General features: G+C 73.8%; 16 protein-coding genes. 9 read left to right on the top strand and 7 right to left on the bottom strand.

Going from position 1 to position 18,767, the window contains the following annotated elements; translation table 11 throughout:
• Positions 1–100 precede the first annotated feature (100 nt).
• The 5 genes from ACH4TG_RS16325 (at position 101) to ACH4TG_RS16305 (ending at position 6,144) form a co-directional block, all read left to right on the top strand.
• Complete coding sequence (locus ACH4TG_RS16325) at positions 101–1,765, top strand: NAD(P)/FAD-dependent oxidoreductase (protein WP_398242946.1); 1,665 nt, start codon at positions 101–103, stop codon at positions 1,763–1,765.
• Positions 1,755–2,387 carry a flavin reductase family protein gene (locus ACH4TG_RS16320; protein ID WP_398242945.1) on the top strand — a complete coding sequence of 211 codons (633 nt, stop codon included), beginning with the start codon at positions 1,755–1,757 and terminating at the stop codon, positions 2,385–2,387. The genes ACH4TG_RS16325 and ACH4TG_RS16320 overlap by 11 nt, the downstream gene beginning before the upstream one ends.
• Complete coding sequence (locus ACH4TG_RS16315; protein ID WP_398242944.1) at positions 2,384–4,147, top strand: fatty acyl-AMP ligase; 1,764 nt, start codon at positions 2,384–2,386, stop codon at positions 4,145–4,147. The genes ACH4TG_RS16320 and ACH4TG_RS16315 overlap by 4 nt, the downstream gene beginning before the upstream one ends.
• 135 nt (positions 4,148–4,282) lie before the next feature.
• Entirely contained in the window at positions 4,283–5,833 is a 1,551-nt protein-coding gene (locus tag ACH4TG_RS16310; protein ID WP_398243053.1) for an acyl-CoA carboxylase subunit beta, read from the top strand.
• Positions 5,830–6,144, top strand: a complete 315-nt coding sequence (locus tag ACH4TG_RS16305) for an acyl-CoA carboxylase subunit epsilon (RefSeq protein WP_398242943.1) — start codon at positions 5,830–5,832, stop codon at positions 6,142–6,144. The genes ACH4TG_RS16310 and ACH4TG_RS16305 overlap by 4 nt, the downstream gene beginning before the upstream one ends.
• Positions 6,145–6,151: 7 nt before the next feature.
• On the opposite strand, the gene ACH4TG_RS16300 is transcribed toward ACH4TG_RS16305, so the two are convergent.
• Genes ACH4TG_RS16300 through ACH4TG_RS16290 form a run of 3 tightly spaced genes read right to left on the bottom strand, consistent with a single transcriptional unit; the run spans position 6,152 to position 9,008 of the window.
• On the bottom strand, positions 6,152–7,036 hold the full coding sequence (locus ACH4TG_RS16300) for an ABC transporter ATP-binding protein (protein WP_398242942.1): 885 nt from the start codon (positions 7,034–7,036) through the stop codon (positions 6,152–6,154).
• A complete protein-coding gene (locus tag ACH4TG_RS16295) occupies positions 7,033–7,956 on the bottom strand; it encodes an ABC transporter ATP-binding protein (RefSeq protein WP_398242941.1) in 924 nt (307 codons plus the stop codon). Before ACH4TG_RS16295 ends, ACH4TG_RS16300 begins: the two co-directional genes overlap by 4 nt.
• On the bottom strand, positions 7,953–9,008 hold the full coding sequence (locus tag ACH4TG_RS16290) for an ABC transporter permease (protein WP_398242940.1): 1,056 nt from the start codon (positions 9,006–9,008) through the stop codon (positions 7,953–7,955). The genes ACH4TG_RS16295 and ACH4TG_RS16290 overlap by 4 nt, the downstream gene beginning before the upstream one ends.
• 235 nt (positions 9,009–9,243) lie before the next feature.
• On the opposite strand from ACH4TG_RS16290, the gene ACH4TG_RS16285 reads away from it, so the two are divergent.
• Positions 9,244–9,846 (top strand): TetR family transcriptional regulator, encoded by a 603-nt coding sequence (locus tag ACH4TG_RS16285; RefSeq protein WP_398242938.1) that lies wholly within the window; start codon positions 9,244–9,246, stop codon positions 9,844–9,846.
• Between the two features lie 184 nt (positions 9,847–10,030).
• Entirely contained in the window at positions 10,031–11,296 is a 1,266-nt protein-coding gene (locus ACH4TG_RS16280) for a serpin family protein (protein WP_398242937.1), read from the top strand.
• On the opposite strand, the gene ACH4TG_RS16275 is transcribed toward ACH4TG_RS16280, so the two are convergent.
• A complete protein-coding gene (locus ACH4TG_RS16275; RefSeq protein ID WP_398242936.1) occupies positions 11,239–11,985 on the bottom strand; it encodes a helix-turn-helix domain-containing protein in 747 nt (248 codons plus the stop codon). The two genes, ACH4TG_RS16280 and ACH4TG_RS16275, sit on opposite strands and share 58 nt — an antisense overlap.
• A gap of 264 nt (positions 11,986–12,249) precedes the next feature.
• Between ACH4TG_RS16275 and ACH4TG_RS16270 the strand changes: the two genes are divergently transcribed.
• Positions 12,250–12,918, top strand: a complete 669-nt coding sequence (locus tag ACH4TG_RS16270; RefSeq protein ID WP_398242935.1) for an alpha/beta fold hydrolase — start codon at positions 12,250–12,252, stop codon at positions 12,916–12,918.
• Positions 12,919–13,016: 98 nt separating this feature from the next.
• Here the strand turns inward: ACH4TG_RS16270 and ACH4TG_RS16265 are convergent, their stop codons facing one another.
• From ACH4TG_RS16265 to ACH4TG_RS16255, 3 genes are all read right to left on the bottom strand, one after another.
• Positions 13,017–13,751 carry a D-Ala-D-Ala carboxypeptidase family metallohydrolase gene (locus ACH4TG_RS16265; protein ID WP_398242934.1) on the bottom strand — a complete coding sequence of 245 codons (735 nt, stop codon included), beginning with the start codon at positions 13,749–13,751 and terminating at the stop codon, positions 13,017–13,019.
• A 481-nt stretch (positions 13,752–14,232) separates the two neighbouring features.
• Positions 14,233–14,568, bottom strand: coding sequence for a cupin domain-containing protein (locus ACH4TG_RS16260; protein WP_398242933.1), 336 nt, complete (start codon positions 14,566–14,568; stop codon positions 14,233–14,235).
• Positions 14,569–14,592: 24 nt separating this feature from the next.
• The gene (locus ACH4TG_RS16255; protein ID WP_398242932.1) at positions 14,593–15,699 is read right to left on the bottom strand and encodes a substrate-binding domain-containing protein; all 1,107 of its coding nucleotides are present in this window, start codon (positions 15,697–15,699) and stop codon (positions 14,593–14,595) included.
• Positions 15,700–15,909: 210 nt separating this feature from the next.
• Between ACH4TG_RS16255 and ACH4TG_RS16250 the strand changes: the two genes are divergently transcribed.
• Positions 15,910–18,744 (top strand): heparinase II/III family protein, encoded by a 2,835-nt coding sequence (locus ACH4TG_RS16250; protein WP_398242930.1) that lies wholly within the window; start codon positions 15,910–15,912, stop codon positions 18,742–18,744.
• Positions 18,745–18,767 lie beyond the last annotated feature (23 nt).

Raw genomic sequence — 18,767 nt, 5'->3', positions numbered from 1 at the left:
CGGCAGCGGCGCGTGCGGTCCGCGGCCACCGCGGCCGCACGCGCGGCAGCACCCGACCGGCACGCCGAACCGTGCCCGATCCGAGCAGGTGATGGGGAAGATGACCAGCCAACCCGACAACCACGGAGACCGCGCGGCGCACGACGCGGACGTGACGATCCTCGGCACCGGAATCACCGGCACCCTGCTGGCCGCCGCGCTCGCCCGAGGCGGCCTGGCGGTGCAACTGCTCGGTGAGGACCAGCTGCCGCGCGTCGTCGGGGGCGAGGCGACCCTGCCGTGCACCTCGTTCCTCTACGACCTGATCGCCACCCGCTTCGGACTGCCGGAGGCCGCCCTGCTCGCCGACGCGGGCCGGGTGCGCACCGAGGTCTCGCACAGCTCCGGCGTCCACCGCACCTGGGGCTTCGCCCACCACGAGCCCGGCCAGGAGCACCGGGCCGGGCACAGCCTCCAGTTCAACGTGCCCTCCGAGCACGGCGAGAGCCACTTCCACCGGCCCGACCTGGACGCCTGGCTGCTGGCCAACGCCGCGCGGCGCGGTGTGCGGGTGCGGCAACGCGCCCGGGTGGACAAGGCCGTCGTCGAGGACGGCTGCGTCCGGCTCGCCCTGGAATCCGGCCAGGAGCTGCGCACCGGCATCGTCGTCGACACCCAGGGCCCGGACTCCGCGGTCGCCCGGGCCCTCGGCGCCGAGCGGGTGACCGTCCAGGCGACCCGCAGCTACGGCTTCCACGCCGTCGGCGTGCAGCCCTACGAGCGGCTCGCGCCGCCGCGGCCCGGATCCCACCCGTGGTCGCAGGGCGTCCTCACGCACGTCTTCGACGGCGGCTGGCTGCAGATCGGCCACTTCCGCAACGGCGACGGCACCCCGCCGCCCACCGTGCCGGCCGTCGTCACCCTGTCCCTCGACGCGGGCCGGCATCCCGCGGCGGCCGGCCGGAGCACCGAGCAGCTGTGGCGGGAGGTGCTGCGGCACGCCGAGCGCCACCCGTCGATGGCCGCCCAGCTCGCCGGTGCCCAGCCGATGGCGTCCTGGAGCGACGAGGCACCGCACTGGCGGGCCTCGCGCACCGCCGGCGAGCGGATGCTGCTGCTCGACGGTGCCGCGCTCGGCGGCGACCCGCTGCTCGGCCGGGACCTGTACGCCTCCGCCCAACTGGTCCTGGTGGCGGCCGGGGACGTGCTGGCCGCCGCCCGCGACGGCGACTTCTCCGCGGGCCGCTTCCGCTACCTGGAACGGCTCCAGCACGGCATGGCCGACCGGCACGACGCCTTGGTGGGAGCGGCGCTCGCGGCCAGCGGCTCGTTCGAGCTGTGGAGCGCCCTGTCGCGGGTGTGGCTGCTGGGCACGATGTTCGACGCGCTGTCCCTCAAGCGCAGTTCCAAGGAACTGGCCGCGGGTGCCTCGGAGATGGCGCTGGCCGGGCTGCGCGCCGACCCGGCGCTCGGCGCCTGCCACCGCACGGTCCCCGAGTACAACGAGCTCCTGGACTTCACCCTCGCGCTGTGCCGGGGCGCGGCCGGGGGCGAGTCGAGCCCGCGGCAGGCCGCCGACCGCATCCTGCGGCGGCTGCGGCACGACCGCATCGTCCCGCCGATCTACGGCTTCGGCGACCCGGACGACCTGGAGTACGTGCTGAGCCTGCGCGGCCGGCTGCGCACCCTGCGCTGGGTGCGCGGCGAGGCGCAGCCCTCGGTGCAGCGCCTGGTGCGGCCCTACGGGCTGCGCGGCGGCGGCAAGGACCTCGGCCATGACGAGTGACCCGGGGATGCGGGCCCTGCTCCCGCCGCCCCTCGCCCCGGCCCAGGACCGCCCGGGCGTGCCGGACGGCGGGCGACTCGGGGACGGCCCCGCAGCGCCCTTCCGCGGCGAGGCCCTCGCCCCCGACCCGGCCGCGATGCGCCGGGTGTGCGGCCACTTCACCACCGGCGTCACCGTCGTCACCGCCGTCGCCGACGACGGCTGGATCGGGGCGACGGTCAACTCCTTCACCTCCGTCTCCCTCGACCCGGCCCTGGTGCTGTTCTGCCTGCGCCACGACTCGCGGCTGCTGACCGCGATCCGCAGCGGCGGGCAGTTCGCGGTGAGCATCCTCGCCACCGGACAGGGCGCGGTGGCCATGGACTTCGCGGCCAAGGGGCTGCCGAACTTCGACGGCCTGGCCTGCCTGACCGGAGCCACCGGCGCGCCCGTGCTGCGCGACAGCGTCGGCTACCTGGAGTGCAAGCTCGCCGACGAGTACCCCGGCGGCGACCACCGGATCGTCGTCGGCGCCGTGACCGCGCTGGGCGTCCTCGGCGACGGCGCCGCGGCCGGCCGCGACGGCCCCCTGACCTTCTACCGCGGGCGGCTCGCCCGGCTCGACAAGGAGTGCGAACGATGACCGCCGAGCTCACCGAGCACGTGACCCACGGGGTGTACACGCTCACCGACGCCCTCGCCGCGCGCGGCGAGAAGCAGCCCCACGACACCGCCTACGTCTTCCTGCGCGACGGCGAGCAGCCCGAAGCGCCCCTGACCTACGGGGACCTGGCGGACGCGGCCGCCTCCCGCGCGGCCGCGTTCGTCGCCTTCGGGCTCGCCGGCCGCCCCGCGCTGCTGGTTTACCCCTCGGGCCTGGAGTTCGTGCGGACCCTGCTCGGCTGCATGCGCGCCGGCGTGGTCGCCGCGCCGGTGCAGGTGCCCACCCGGGCCCGCTCGCTGGCCCGGGTGCGGCGCGTCGCACAGGACGCCGGCACCCGCACCGTGCTGACCACCGCCGCAGTGCGGGCCGACCTGCTGGAGCGATTCGGCGACGGCCCGGAGCTCGCCGGCCTGGACCTGGTCGCCACCGACACCCTGCCCGTGGCCTCGGGGATCGACACCGCGATGCTGCCGCCGCCGCCCGAGCAGGGCGCCCCGGCACTGCTGCAGTACACCTCCGGCTCCACCGGCGACCCCAAGGGCGTCGTCGTCTCGCACGCCAACTTCCTGCACAACGCGGTGGAGACGCAGCAGTCCTGGCCGTGCGGCCCCGACGGCGCCGTGGTCTCCTGGCTGCCGCTCTTCCACGACATGGGGATGCTCTTCGGCGTGGTGCTGCCGCTGCTCGCCGGGATACCCGCCTACCTGATGGCGCCCGACGCGTTCATCCGCCGCCCGGCGCGCTGGCTGGAGGCGATCTCGCGGTTCCGCGGCACCCACGCCGCCGCGCCCAGCTTCGCCTACGAGCTGTGCGTGAAGGCCGCCGAGGCCGGCGCGGTCCCGGCCGGGCTGGACCTGTCGTCCTGGCTGGTGGCGGCCAACGGGGCCGAGCCGGTGCGCTGGCGCGCCATCGAGGCGTTCACCACCGCCTTCGCCCCCCTCGGCTTCGACGCGCGCGCGATGTGTCCCGGCTTCGGCCTGGCCGAGAACACCCTGAAGGCCACGGGCGACCGCAGCGACAAGCCCCCCACCGTGCTGTGGCTGTCCGAGGACGCCCGGCGCGACGGGCGCGTTGTGCTCCGGCCCGCCGGAACGCCCGGTGCCAGCCCGCTCGTCGGATGCGGCCGCCCGGTGGGCGGCACCCGGGTGCGGATCGTCGACCCGGCCACGCTGGTGCCGGCCGGCGAGGACACCGTCGGGGAGATCTGGGTGAGCGGCCCCTGCGTGGCCGGCGGCTACCACGGCCGGCCCGAGCTGAGCGAGGAGGTGTTCCGCGCCCGCCCGGCCGCCGGCCACGAGGACGGCCGCACCTACCTGCGGACCGGCGACCTCGGCTTCCTGCACGACGGCGAACTGTTCGTCAACGGCCGGCTCAAGGACGTCATCGTGCGCACCGGCCGCAACTACTACCCGCAGGACATCGAGCTGTCCGCCGAGAGCAGCGCGCCGGGCCTGCACCCCAACTGCGCCGCCGCCTTCTCCGTCGACGACGGCTCCGCGGAGCGCCTGGTCGTGGTGGTCGAGGTGGACGGGCGCACGGCCCGCGCCGTCGCACCGGACCGGCTGCGCGCGCTGGTGCGCGACGCCGTGTGGGACAACCACCGCCTGGAGGCCGACGACGTGCTGCTGGTGCGGCGCGGCAGCCTCCCCAAGACCACCAGCGGCAAGGTCCAGCGCCGTGCCGCCCGCGGCCTGTACGAGGACGGCACGCTCGCGGTCGCGTCCGTCGGCACGCCCTGACCCGCACCCGTTCCCGCCGCCCGCGTACCAGGGAGGTACCCGCCCGTGCCGGACACACCCGCAGCACCCCCCACGGTCCCGCCGGACCCGCCCGGCCGGCCGGCCCGGCAGGAGCGGTCCGGCACCGCGGCCCGCCTGGCCGAACTGGAGCGCCGCCGCGAGCAGTTGCGCGCGGCGGCGCAGGACGCGCCGAGCGTGCGCAAGCAGCACGAGAAGGGCAAGCTGACCGCCCGCGAGCGCATCGAGGCGCTCGTGGACCCGGGCAGCTTCGTCGAGCTGGACGCGATGGCCCGGCACCGCAGCCACGACTTCGGCATGGAGCGGAACCGGCCCCTCGGCGACGGCGTCGTCACCGGCCACGCCACCGTCGACGGGCGCCGGGTGTGCCTGTTCGCGCAGGACTTCACCGTCTTCGGCGGCGCGCTCGGCGAGGTCTACGGCGAGAAGATCATCAAGGTCATGGACCTGGCGCTGCGCACCGGCTGCCCCGTCATCGGCATCAACGACTCCGGCGGCGCCCGCATCCAGGAGGGCGTGGTGGCGCTCGCCTACTACGCCGAGCTGGTCAAGCGCCAGGTGCAGGGTTCCGGCGTGATCCCGCAGATCTCGCTGATGACCGGGCCGTGCGCCGGCGGCGCCGTCTACGCCCCGGCCATCACCGACTTCGTGGTGATGGTCGACGGCATCTCGCACATGTTCGTCACCGGTCCCGAGGTGCTGCACGCCGTCACCGGCCAGCGCATCGACCGCGAGGAACTGGGCGGGGCGAGCGTGCACAGCACCGTCTCGGGCAACGCCCACTACCTGGCGCGCGACGAGAAGGACGCCTTCGAGTACGTCCGCCTGCTGCTCGGCCACCTGCCGAGCAACAACATGGCCGAGGCGCCGGTGGACGAGTACGCCCCCGTGGTGGACCTCGACGAGTTCAGCCCCGCCGACCTCGCCCTGGACACCCTCGTCCCCGACGAGCCCAACCGCCCGTACGACATGCACCAGGTGCTGCGGGCCGTCCTCGACGACGGCGAACTGCTCGAAGTGCAGCCGCTGTTCGCCCGCAACATGATCTGCGGCTTCGGCCGGGTCGAGGGCCGCAGCGTCGGCGTGGTCGCCAACCAGCCGCAGATGATGGCCGGCGCGCTCGACATCGACGCCAGCGAGAAGGCGGCGCGCTTCATCCGCACCTGCGACGCCTTCCACGTCCCCGTGCTGTCCTTCGTGGACGTCCCCGGATTCCTGCCCGGCCTGGACCAGGAGCGCGGCGGCATCATCCGGCGCGGCGCGAAGCTGATCTACGCCTACGCCGAGGCCACCGTCCCCACCGTCACCGTGGTCACCCGCAAGGCGTACGGCGGCGGTTACGGCGTGATGGGCTCCAAGCACCTGGGCATCGACGTCAACCTCGCCTGGCCCACCGCCGAGATCGCCGTGATGGGCGGCCAGAGCGCGGTCACCGTGCTGCACCGCAGGGCGGTCGAGCAGGCGGACGACCCGGAGGCGACGAAGGAGCGGCTGCGCGCGGAGTACGAGGAGGCGCTGTGCAACCCCTACCGGGCCGCCGAACGGGGCTACGTGGACGCGGTGATCATGCCGCGGGAGACCCGCCGCGAGGTGGCGATGGCGCTGCGCGCCCTGGCCGACAAGCGGATCACCCGGCTGCCCCGCAAGCACGGGAACATCCCGCTGTGAGCGCCGCACGCGAGACCGCCGGAGCGCGGGCGACGACGACACCCGAGCGAAGGCGCCGAGCGGGCGGCGAAGCGGACGGAGAGCCGCTTCGCGGCCCGGACGTGCGGGTGGTGCGCGGCGCGCCGGCCGCCGAGGAGCTGGCCGCCCTGCTGGTCGTCTGGGCCCGGCTGACCGCGGCCGCCGAACGCCCGGCCGCGGGCCGCGCCGGCGGCCGGGGGGCCGCCGCCCCCCCGCCCGCCCGGCCCTTCGAGATGACCGGCGTCCCGGCCCCGGGTACGGGCGCCTGGCGCCGCAGCGCCTGGACGTCCTGACCGGCGGTCAGGCGTGCGCGGCGGCCCGGTCGATGACGGTCATGGTCTCCTCCAGGGTGGCGGGGACCTCGTGGACCTCGGCCGTGACGCCCGCCGCGCTCAGCGTGGCGCGGACGGTGTCCGGGGGAGTGTCGGCCAGCCGGACCCGCCGCCCGGCGAGCGTGACCGGCAGCGAGGCCCGGTCGAGCGCGTCGAAGGCGGTGGACCACTGCTCGGTGTCGACCTCGCACGCGGTGGTGGCGCCGATGATGTCCTTCTCGGTGCCCTCCGCCACCGCCCTGCCGTGCGACATCAGCACCAGCCGGTCGCACTGCTGGGCCTCCTGCATGTAGTGCGTGGTGACCAGCACGCCGACCCCGCGGTCGGCCTCGGCGTGCACGGCGTCCCACAACCGGGCCCGCGACAGCGGGTCCACACCGGAGGTCGGCTCGTCCAGCACCAGCAGTTCGGGCCTGTGCGCGAGCGCGATGGTGAAGGCCAGCTGGCGCTGGAGCCCCAGGCCGATCGCACCGACCGGCCGGTCGCGGACGGCCCGCAGGGCGGGCGGCAGGTCCTCGTCCGCCGCGCCGAAGGCGGCGTTGGCGAACCGCAGGTTCTGCGCGACGCTCAGCGACTCCCACAGGCCCAGGCCCTGCGGAACGTAGCCCAGCCGGCTGCGGGTGGCGCGGTCCGGGGCCTGCCCGAACAGGGCGACGGACCCGCTGGTGGGGACGGTCAGGCCCAGCACCAGGCGGATCAACGTGGTCTTGCCCGCCCCGTTCGCGCCGAGCAGGCCGACGATCTCGCCCGCGCGCACGCTCATGCTCACGTCGTCCACGGCGGCGAAGGAGCCGTAGCGCTTGCCCGCGGAGGCGGTCGAGGCCAGCGGCTGCCCGGCCGGCACGGCGCTCATGAGGCGTCTCCGGCGTGCTGCGCGGCCAGGGTGTAGGCGATCACGCTGTCCTCCATGTCTGCCGGGACGGGGTCCTCCCCGTCGCGAGGCGGTCCGGGGTGCCAGGACCGCGTCTCGTAGCCGCGGCGCCAGGACAGCTCGGCCGGGCCCGCCGGAGCGCGACCGGTGGTCAGCGTGCCCGGGGTGCCCGCCAGGATCGCGGCCGGAACACCCGCCGCGAGCGTGGTGCCGTGGTCCAGCACCAGGCAGGTGCTGGCGCGTTCGGCCTCGTCGAGGTAGGTGGTGGCCATGACGACGGCCGTGCCCTCGGCCGCGGCCCGGGAGATCAGCCGCCACAGGTCCACCCGGCTGACCGGGTCGACACCGGTGCTGGGCTCGTCCAGCACCAGCAGTTCGGGGCGGTGCAGGATCGCCAGGCAGAAGGCGAGCTTCTGCCGCATGCCACCGGACAGGTCCTGCGCGAGGCGGTCCACGGCCTCGGTCAGGCCGGCGGCCCTGGTGAGTTCGGCCTTCCGGTCGGCGAGGTCCCGGCCGCCGATCCGGTGCGCCGCGGCGACGAAGCCGAGGTTCTCGTCGACCGACATGTCCAGCCAGACGCCGGAGGCGCCGGTGGGCATGAAGCCGCAGCGCGTGGGCGGCGGGGCGCTGACCCGGCCGCCGCTCACCCGCACCCTGCCGACCAGGGTGCGCAGCAGCGTCGTCTTGCCGGCGCCGTCGCCGCCGACCACCGCGGTCACCTCGCCGCGCGGGGTGGCGAGGGTGACGTCGTCCAGCGCGGTGGTGCGGTCCAGCACGACGGTGGCGCCGAAGATCCCCCAGCCGTCCGGAGAACCCGGCTCCGCGGTACCCGGCTCCGCGGCGCCCCGCGGCGCGGCGGAGGGCCCGCCGCGCTCGCCGGGTGCCGGAACGGTCCGGCTCATCGCGCCTCTCCCGCCAGCGCCGGGGCCTTCGTCCTGAGCGGCTTGGGGGCGCTGGGCGCCAGGTCGCGGCGGAAGCGCAGCACCGCGGCGGAGAACACCAGCACCGCCATGAACGCCAGCACCCCGAGCGGCAGGGCGAGCGAGGAGACCGGCGCGTTCCGCAGCATGACCCCGTTGGAGATCATGTTGAAGTACGTGAGCGGCAGGATGTAGCCGATCCACCGCACGCCCGCCGCCATGGCGGTCAGCGGGAAGATCATGCCGGACAGCAGGATCTGCGGCATCACCGTCATCAGCGCCATCTGCATGGCCTGGCCCTGGTTCTGCGAGAGCGTCGAGATGAGGACGCCCAGGCCCAGCACGACGAAGAGGAAGAGCGCGGCTCCCAGCGCGAAGACCGCCACGTTGCCGGTGAACGGCACGCCGAACAGCAGGCAGCCGATCACGGTGACCAGCACCATGTCCACCGCGGCCAGCACGAAGTAGGGCGCGATCTTGCCGGCGATCACGTCCGAGGGCCGGAAGGGCATCACCGCCAGCTGTTCCAGGGTGCCGGTCTGCCGCTCGCGGACCAGGCCGATCGCGGTCACGATCGTGCCGATGAAGGCCATGATCATGCCGACCAGGCCGGGCACCATCACCCACGAGGTCTTCAGCCGCGGGTTGAACAGGACCTGCGGCTTCACCGCGCCGTTGCTCGCCGCCACCGCGGCCGACGCCGACTGCGCGGAGAACAGCTGCGAGCCGTCGATCAGCGCGGTGGGCGCCCCGCCGCCGGCCGAGGTGACGACCACGACCGCGGCCTTCTCCGAGCGCAGCGCCCGTTCCGCGTCCGCGCGTCCCTCACCGGGCCGCACCGACGTGACGTCGAACGGCGGCTTGAGGTGCTGGGCCACCTGCGCGGCCTGCGGGCCCACCACACGCGTCTTCAGGTCGTCGACATGGAAGTTCGCGGCGTAGCCGAAGATCACCAGGAGCAGGAGGGGCAGCGCGATGATCATCGCCATCGTGCGCCTGTCCCGCCGCAGCTCTAAGAATTCCTTGAGGATCATCGCCCACATGGCGTCACCCACTGTTCGTACGGCCCGAGTCAGCCTCGAGCCTGCGGCCCGGAAGGAGGCCGGCCCACGCCAGGTTGTGCCGCGAGGCACCGTGGGCCGGACTGGCCCTCACCGTAGGGGGTGGGGGAGCGGAAATGCAACAGGTGTTTATTAACGGTAGGCTGACCACGTGACAGCAACTGACCCGGCACCCGCGCGCACCACCCGGCGCGGCCGAGGGCGGCCCGTGGGAAGCCGATCCGGGGACACCGCGACGCGCGCCCGCATCCTTGAGGCGGCGAGGGAGCTGTTCGCCACCCGCACCTACGGCGCCACGACGATCCGTGCGGTCGCCGCGGCCGCCGACGTCAACCCGGCCCTGGTGCACCACTTCTTCGGCACCAAGCGGGACCTGTTCGCCGCCACCGTGCAGCTGCCGGAGCAGGTGACCGCGCAACTGCCCGAGCTGGTCGCGGGCGACATGGACGACATCGGGCAGCGCATCGTCCACCTGTACCTGACGATGTGGCAGGAGCCGGCCACCGCCCGCCCCCTGGCCGCCATGGTCCGTACCGGGATGTCCGACCCGGAGGCCGCGGACATCCTCAAGCAGGTGCTGACCAGCACCATCCTCGGCCCGCTGGCCGCCGCCTCCGGCCGGGACCAGCCGGGTCTGCGCATCACGCTGGCCGCCACCCACCTCGTGGGCCTGGCGATGGGCCGCCACATCCTCGCGCTGGAACCCCTCGCCGAGGCGGACATCGACCACCTGACCCGCTGCGTCGCCCCTGCCATCCAGCACTACCTCACCGGCCCCCTCCCGCCGCCCCGCCCCGAGAAGCCCGCCTGAAGGGCCATCGGCTCGCGGCGGCCGCGCACCAGGCGCGCCGGCGCTGACGACGGCCTTCCGTCCTCAACCCCCCCCGCCACAGCCGGCGTGCGGCGCCCGTCACCTCTACCGGCTGGACCCGTCGCCCCCGAACGGTCGACAATCCGGGAGCGGGAACTACCGCAGGGGCAACGAAAGGGCGGGCATGGCCAGTTACGGCACGGTCCAAGCGGTCAACGCACTGACCGCGCGATGGGCCGCGACCCTGCCCGGCGACGGCACGGTGCTCGCCGCAGCCGGGGTGTGGCCGCTGCTCGGCCTCCTCGCCGACGGTGCCGCGGGTCCCGCCCGGCGGGAACTCTCGGACGCGCTCGGCATCCCGGCGGACGGCGCCGCGACGGCGGCACGCGACCTGCTGGCCACCCTCGGGGCGACGCCCGGCCTGCGCACGGCCCTGGGCCTGTGGACCCGCGCCACCCTGCCCCTCGAACCCGCCTGGCTGCACCGGCTGCCCGCCGACGTCCACGGGCAGCTCACCGGCGACCCTGCCGAGGACCAGTCGCTCCTGGACGCCTGGGCGGCCAGAAGCACGGACGGGCAGATCGACGCGATGCCGGTCAAGGCGGACGACGAGACGCTGCTGGTGCTGGCCGGTGCGCTGACCCTCCGCACCGACTGGATCCGGCCCTTCAGCGAGGGCGCGACGGAAGCCGGGGCAGGGCCCTGGCGTGGCAGGGAGCTGGCCGCTTTGTACCGGAGCACCCGTCTCCTCCACCGGGTCGGCGTCGCGGACACGGCAGCCGGCCCCCTCACCGAACTCCAGGTCATCGGCACCCGGGGTGTCGACGTCCACCTGTACCTCGGAACGCCCGAGGCCACCGCGGGACAGGTGCTGGGCGCCGCCGTGGCCACTCTCCACAACCGCCGGACCGTGGTCCCCGGCACACACCTGTCCTACGGCGCCCCGGGCCCCGGTCTGTCCGTGACCCGCGTCCCCAGCACGGACGGCGAACCCAGGCTCCATGTGTCCACGGTGCCGTTCACCGTCACCGCCCACCACGACCTGCTCGCCCACCCCGACCTGTTCGGCCTGCGCACGGCGACCGACAAATCGCAGGGCCACTTCCCCGGCATCAGCGCCGAGCCGCTCGCCGTCCAGTCCGCCGCGCAGGCGATGACGGCGACGTTCGGCGCGCGCGGCTTCCGCTCCGCGGCCGTCACCGCCTTCTCCGCGATGGCCGCCGGCATTCCGGACCACCCCTTCCGGGTCCGCGAGATCGACGTCCGCTTCGACCGTCCCTTCGGGTTCCTCGCCCTGCACCGCACCTCCCGGCTCGTCCTCAACGCGGGCTGGGTCACCGACCCCGACCTCATCGAGCGCACCCCGTACGACTGGGCGGACGGAGGGACGCGTCAGTCCGAAGGCCCGGCCACCGACGGAGACGGGGACACGCCGGCATGGCTCCGGTGACCCGTGCGGTAACGGCCCGGGGTCGTTCCGATGACAGCGGTGAACGCCGCGATGAAGCTGCTGGGGTTGGCCCATCCGCAGGCCGAGGCGATCCGGAGGGTGTCGTGGCCCTCGGCGAGGAGCACGAGCGCGTGGTGCACGCGTAGCTGGGTGCGCCACTCGTAGAAGGTCATGCCGAGTTCGTCGTGGAAGAGCCGGCTGAGGGTGCGGGTGCTGGCCCCGATCGTCCTCCCGAGTGCGGCGAGCGTGGCGTTCTCCGCGGGCGTCTCGTGCAGGATCCGGGCGACGGCGCGCAGCCGGTCGTCCCGGGGCTCGGGCAGGTGCAGCGGCTGCTCGGGTGCCTCGCGGAGTTCGTCGACGAGGACGCGCAGGAGCCGGGAGCGCGCGGCGGGGCCGTAACCGGGCCCGGCGTCCTCGTCGTTGCGCGGGCCGGTCAGGGCGAGCAGGACCTCGCGGGCGAGGCCCGAGGCCAGGAACACAGCGGGACGGTCCGGGACGAGCCGGGCCAGGGACGGTGCGAGGAAGACGATCCGCATGTCGGTGTCGCCGTGCGCCCGGTGGTGGTGCGTGAACCCCGCGGGGGTCCAGGCGACCCGGTTGGCGGGAACGATCGACGTTCCCTGCTCGGTGTGAACGGCCAGCACACCGCCGGCGGCGTACACCAGGTGCCCGCGTGCGTGCGACTGCACCGCACTCGTCCCGCCGGACGGCCACAGGTGGCGACCGCCGGACGGCCACACATGTGACGTCACACCGGCGGTCCGGCGAGGTTGGCGGCGAACGGGCATCGGTTGGCATCGTAGCGGTGGCACGCCACCCATCGATCCGGCGAGGCTTCCTGCGTGCGGGGTGGTCGCCACATGCGGCGGAGCACATGATCGCACCCCGGCCGTCAGGGCGGCGTGCCCCGCTCCCGCGGCGCGAAAGAGCACGTACGAGAGAAGGAGAAGCGCATGGCGACGTTCGTCCTCGTGCCCGGCGGCTGGAAGGGTTCCTGGTCGTACGAGGCGGTGGTTCCGCTGCTGGAGCGTGCCGGTCACACCGTTCACGCCCTGACTCTGACCGGTCTTCGGCCGGACGAGGACGCGGCCACGGTCGCGTCCGCCAACCTCGACACCCACGCCGACGACGTCCTGCGGCACCTCGACCGGCACCGCATCACCGGCGCGACGCTGGTCGGGCACAGCTATGCCGGGATGGTGATCGCCGCCGCCGCGGACCGCGCCGGCGGCCGGATCTCACGGCTGGTGCATCTCGACGCCTTCGTGCCGTGCGACGGCGAGTCGTGGTGGTCGTCGGCGAACGACTACTTCCGGGGCGTGGTCGCGGCCGGCGCCGCGGACACCGGCTTCTCCGTCCGGCCGCCGGGCACCGGGGATCCCCGTCGACGTCCCCATCCCCTCGGCTCGTTCCTGCAGGCGATCCGGCTCACGGGCGCGCACGCCCGGGTCCCCCGGCGGGAGTTCGTCTACTGCTCGGGCTGGGAGGACCGCACGCCGTTCGCCGCACTCCGCACCCGGCTCCTGGCCGATTCCGCATGGCAGGTCCACGAGCTGCCCACCGGGCACGACGCCATGCACGAGGCACCGGAGGCGGTCGCCGCACTCCTCCTCGCCGAATGAACCTCGGGTTCATCAAGGCGATCGTGGCGATCGAGTCGGAAGTGCGGGTCGGTCCTCACCTGGAGGAGGAGCGACCCGCACCTGACGGCTGCTGCCGGTCAGATGCCGCACTGAGAGGCGGACCAGAAACGTGAACCCTGGTCACCGAGGTGGGCGTGGGTGCTGTGGCCCGGGTAGCCCGGGCCGAGGATCTCGCTGAAGCCGTGGTAGCGGGCCTCGAGGTCGAGGGCACAGTAGCTGGGCGTGCCGGTGAGGTCCGCCGCTCGGCCGTACAGATGGTTGCTGCTCGACGCGCCGCCGACCGCGCTGTTGCACGAGTACGAGCGGAAGCCGCTGCTGATGTTGATCGGACGGTCGCCGAGCGCGTGGCGCAGCGCCTCCAACTGCCACATGAGGCGCAGCGCGTTGGAGCGTGCCACGGCAGCGCTGACCGCCCCGCCGGCCCATGTGGAATTGCACCTGTTCAACTCGCTGTAGGCGAAGTGGATCGGGGTGCAGTCGGCGTCCTGAAGGGCGTAGATCTTGCCGAACGTCTGCGGTCCGGCGATTCCGTCGGCGGAAAGGCCGTACGCCTGCTGGAAGCGGACGACGGCCTGTTTGGTGGCGGGGCCGAACTGCCCGTCGATCGTGAGCACGGACCCGTAACCGGGATATCCGGCGACGCGGATCTGGAGCTGGCGGACGTCCTCACCGCTGGCGCCCTGCGAGAGGGTGCGCCCCCAGCTGTAGCAGCTGTCGGCGTGTGCGCTGCCCGCGGTCACCGTGGCCCCGGCGAACAAAAATGCCACGAGCATGACAAGTGTGAGTAAGGGGCGCGGAACGCATCTGATCATGGATACTCCTGTGATCGGGAACCGGAACCGGATCAGACTGCCCGAGCAGTTCAACGCGCGTCAACCGCCCGCACCCTGCGGAGAGGACCGCCCGCCCGGTGACCGACAGCCGCCCCCGAACTCCCGCCGCACGGACCTGCGATCAGCCTCACCAACCCACCGCGCAACCCCGCGTGCGCCGGCCCCAGCCACGCTCAAGCGGAACTCGACAAGAGCGGTCGATGGACGACCACTTCACTGTCCGGCGCTCTGCGGTCAGTCCCTCGCCGGGTGGAGGTCATACGGGGGCCGGGAGGGGCATGCGTGCGAGTCCGGCCGGGTCGATCAGGGCGGTGATCCCGGTGATGCGGCCGCCGGGTGGAGGACCCGCAGCAACTGCTCGACTCGGCCCTCCCGGGCCGCGGCCGGGAACGCTCGGACGACCTCGCGCTGCCGTCCTGCGGCGGTCGCCGGCTGCTGGGCGGCCTGCACTCCCGGCCTCTCAGGCGCGGTAGCGGATCTCCAGCATCACGCAGCCCGGGGTGGTGCGGTAGGGGCCGTGGGGCATGAGCGGGGGACGGGAGGCGAACCAGCCGGTGCCGAACGTCCGGTCGAGGGTGAGGTCGTGGAGGTTGCCCTCCAGGAGATGGACCTCCTCGGCCCACTCGTGGCGGATCACCTCGGCGGAGGTGTGGAAGCCTGGCTCCCAGCGGACGAGGCGGGTCAGGATGTCGGGGTCGTCCTGATCGCGGGAGAGGACCTTCTCCTGCGTGCCGGCCTGCTGCCCCGGGCGCCATGCCATGACGTCCGTGGGAAAGAACTCGTGCTCGTCCTTCATCGTGCTCCCTCGCCGACTGGTCGGTCAGGTACGGACGTTGAGCTGCGGGCGCAGCATCAGCGTGTGGGTCGGGCGGTCCGGGTCCTGGAGCCTGCGGACGAGGAGGTGCACCGCCTCGGCGCCCACCGCGTGCCGCGGCGGGGCCACCGCGGTGAGGGGAGGGTCGGCCAGGGCGGCGATCTCGTCGTCGTAGGAGATGACGTCCAGGTCGCCCGGCACCTGGACGCCGGCCGCCTGCAACCGGCTGACCAGCGGCAGGGCGATCGAGTCGTTGTGGATCAGCACCGCGTCGACCTGCCCGTCGCGCACGGCGCGGACGAGTCGCCCGCACTTGTCGTCCAGATCCGCCGGATCGTTCTCGACGAGGGCGGACGGCACGTCGGGGGAGCACGGCTCCAGGCCCAGGGCGGTCAGCGCCTGCCGGTGGCCGATCTTGAGCATGGGCGCGGTCATGGTGTCGAACTGCAGCAGGGCGATGTGCCGGCGGCCGCGCTCCCTCAGGTGCCTGACGGCGAGGAAGGCGCCCTGCTCGTGGTCGGTGGCGACGGACTCCACCGCGCCCGTGTCCGGTCCCGTCCGCCGCTCGGCCAGCACCACGGGAACGGGGAGGGTGTTGAGCCACGCCTCGGTGCCGGGGGAGGTGCGCGGGTCCTCGGCCGTCGTCACCAGCAGCCCGTCGACGCCCGACTGCACCATCTGCGCGACGAGGACCCGCTCCTCGGCGGGGAGATTGCGGGACACCCCCAGCGAGAGCCTCACCCCGAGCGACTCGGCCGCCGCTCGGGCACCGGCGATGACCTCCGGGTAGTAGTAGGCAGGGTGCGGGACCACCATGCCGAGGCTGTAGGCCTGGCCGGGGGCCTTCGGGACGTGGCCGGGCGCCATCCCGCGAAGGGACGAAGGGTCCCGCCGCTCCGCCGCCGTCCCGGCGGGGCCGCGCCGCGGTCGCCCGGCGGGCCATGTGACGCCGCCGTGCACCCGGTTCAGCTGCCCGCCGCGCGCCAGCTCCCGTACGTCCGCGCGGATCGTGACCGCCGCGACCCGCAACTCCGCGGCGAGTTCCCGGATGGTGACGGACCCTCTGGCCTGGACCGACGCCAGGATCGCCGCGTGCCTGTCCTCCGCGCTCATGCCCGTTCGCGTCTCCCTCGTCCGTCCCGCGGAAACGATATCACTTCTCCCCCGACCGGATCCCCGTACGCGTAAGTACCCCTTGACAAGCTTCACTTGATATCGAATAGTCGTCCGACATCAAGTTGCCGGCACCGGTACGCGCCCCGGTACCGCCGTCCGCACCGCACCGCACCCGCACCCCGCACCGCTCGTCCCCGGGAGACCTCCATGCCGCTGACCCGCCGTACGCTCCTGCAGGGCGCCCTGGCCGGTGCCTGCGCGACCCCCGTGCTGGCCGGACTCTCCGCCCCGGCCGCCCACGCCGCGACGGCCACCACGGAAGTGCCCGACGCCGCCTTCTTCGGCGCTTGGGACGCCGCCTCCGGCGCCTGGGCCACCCCGCCGGTGTTCGACTACCCGAACCAGCCGGGCCTGTCCGCCGTCGCCGACGCGGCACGCTCCGCCGACTACCCGGCCGCCCGTGCCGCGCTGCTGGCATACATGCGCACCCGCCCCGACCGCACGCCCCCGGCCTGGGCCTACAACGGCGTCTACTCGCCGTCCCTGGTCCCGCTGCTCCTCGACCACATCTGGACGCTGGGCAAGGGCGAGATCTACCAGACCACCCTCACCGTGGAGCCCGCCTGGACCACGTCGGCCACCGACGTCACCGGCATCGTGAAGGCCGCGGTGAGCGCGGCGGGTGTGGGATTCATGCTCATGGCGCGCAACAAGGAGTCCGCCACCGCGGAGTTCGGCAGCCGGCACGCCACGACCGGCGCGCCGGTCCTCGCCCTCACCCACGCCGACGGCAGCGTGACCAGGCTCGGCGCGAGCCAGAGCTCCTTCATCGCCGCCGGCGCCGACGCGGCGACCGCCTTCGGCTCCGCGCCGAGCCTGTTCGTCCACGACGAGGGCACCGGGCCGTTCGCCCCCACCACCCGCAAGGCGTACCTGTGGTTCGACCTGACCGGGGTGACCGCGCCGCGGTCCGCCACCCTCGAACTGACCGGGCGCACCGACGCGGCCTCCCAGGACGTCATGCTCCACCAGGTGCAGGTGACCTTCGACGAGACCACCCGCTGCTGGAACAACACCGTGCAGAACACCTTCTCCTGGCAGGCCGACCCGCACGGCTTCGACTGGAAGAAGATCGCCGGCGCCGACGTCGACAGCGAGTTCTTCTACCAGCTGCCGCGCTTCTACTTCGCCGGGCCGCTCGCCGACGCCTACCGCGCTTCCCAGGACGAGCACACGGCCGCCGGACTGATCGGCCTGATCACCGACTTCATCGACGACACCAACACCGCCGCCTACGGCTCGCCGAACGGCGCGGCCAGTTATCCCCGCAACCTCGACGCCGCCTGGCGCTACCAGAACTGGTGCTACGCCTACGAGATCCTGCGCACCAGCCCGTCCCTGACCGCGGACGCCAACACCAGCCTGCTGAAGGCCATGTACGCCGCCGGGCCGTACTTCTCCACCACGACCTCCCCGACGCCCAACTGGATGATCACCATCAAGAGCGTCCTGCTCTACCTGGGCGCGTACTTCCCGGAGTTCGCCCAGGCGTCCCGGTGGCGCGCCGACGCGCAGTCCTACCTGGTCCAGCAGGTCGCCGACGCGCTCTACCCCGACGGCGGCTACACCGAGGCGTCCTCCAGCTACGCCATGGGCGTCGCGACGACGTTCGTGGGCACCGCGGACGTCCTCGTCGCCAACGGCTACCCGGTCGGCTCGGCCGACCCCGTCCGCAAGCTCGCCTGGTTCCTGGCCGACGAGACCTACCCCAACGGCTACGACCCGGCCTACGGCGACTCCAGCTACGGCAACCAGCGGCCCGCGCTCGCCCAGTTGGCCGCGCTCTTCGACGACGACCGGCTCCGGTACGTCGCCACCGGCGGCACGTCCGGCACCGACCCCGGCCACACCTCGGTGACCTACCCCGACACCCGCGTCGCCGTCCAGCGCACCGGATGGACCGACCAGGACTGGTATCTGCGGCTCGCCGCCGACCGCGGCAACCACGGCCACGCCGATGAACTCGCCGTCCAGGTCTACGCCCACGACCGCCCGCTGCTGCCCGCCATGGGCGCCTACGTCTACGCCGTCGACCCCACGGCCGACTGGCTCCGGGCGACCACGCAGGCCAACAACACGGTCACCATCGACGGGAAGGCGCAGGACCCCACGGCCGGCGGAGCCGTCAGCAACGTGTCCGTCCCGTGGGCCGACCTCGCCGACGGCCACACCGACGCCACGCCCGGCGTCCGCCACGCACGCTCCGTGCTGTTCCTGCACGGCCTCGGATGGCTGGTCACCGACACGCTCACACCGGCGGACTCCGGGCCGCACGCCTACCAGCAGAACTGGCACCTGCTGCCCGACGCCGCACCCGCCCTCGACGGCGCCGTCGCCCGCACGAACTTCGCCTCCGGCACCCAGCTGGCCATCGTTCCGGCCGCCCCCAAGGCGGTGACCGCGACCCTCGCCGACGGCTACTACTCGCCCGTCACCTACCAGGTCAGCCCCGCGAAGTACGTCTCGTACGCGCTGACCGCCGCGGGCCCGGTCACGCTCGACACCCTGCTGCTGCCGGTGCCGCCGGACTCCGGCACCACGGCGGAACTGCGCGCCGAGGACGTGGCCGGCGGCGGCCGCCTGCTGCGGCTGACCGCGGCCACCCCCGAGGGTGCGCTGAACGGCTTCTGCCTCCGCGCCCCGGACGACGGGCGGACCCGCAGGTTCGGGCCGTACTCCTTCGACGGGTCGCTGGCGTACGTCGACCACCTCGGCGACGTCCAGCGCATCCTGCTCACCGGCGGAAGCTCCCTCCAGCAGGGAGGCCGCGTAGTGGCCGCCGCGGACGCCCCCGTGAACGCGCTGCTGGCCGTCCGCCTGGACCCGATCGCCGGGACCGTCGACGTCACCGGCCCCGCCGCCCGGCCCGGCGGAGGCCCCCTGCGGCTCGCCGCCCCCTGGGCCCGCACTGCCACGGTCGCCGGCGAGACGGTGCCGATCACCCACGAGCCGGGACTGATCACCCTCCCGGCCCTCCACTGACCCGCTCGCCGCTGGTACGGGGC

The organism is Streptomyces sp. NPDC020917 (assembly GCF_044333795.1).
GTDB lineage: Bacteria > Actinomycetota > Actinomycetes > Streptomycetales > Streptomycetaceae > Actinacidiphila.
The sequence above is the reverse complement of the archived record's forward strand: the minus strand, read 5'-3'. Positions and strand labels throughout refer to the sequence as shown.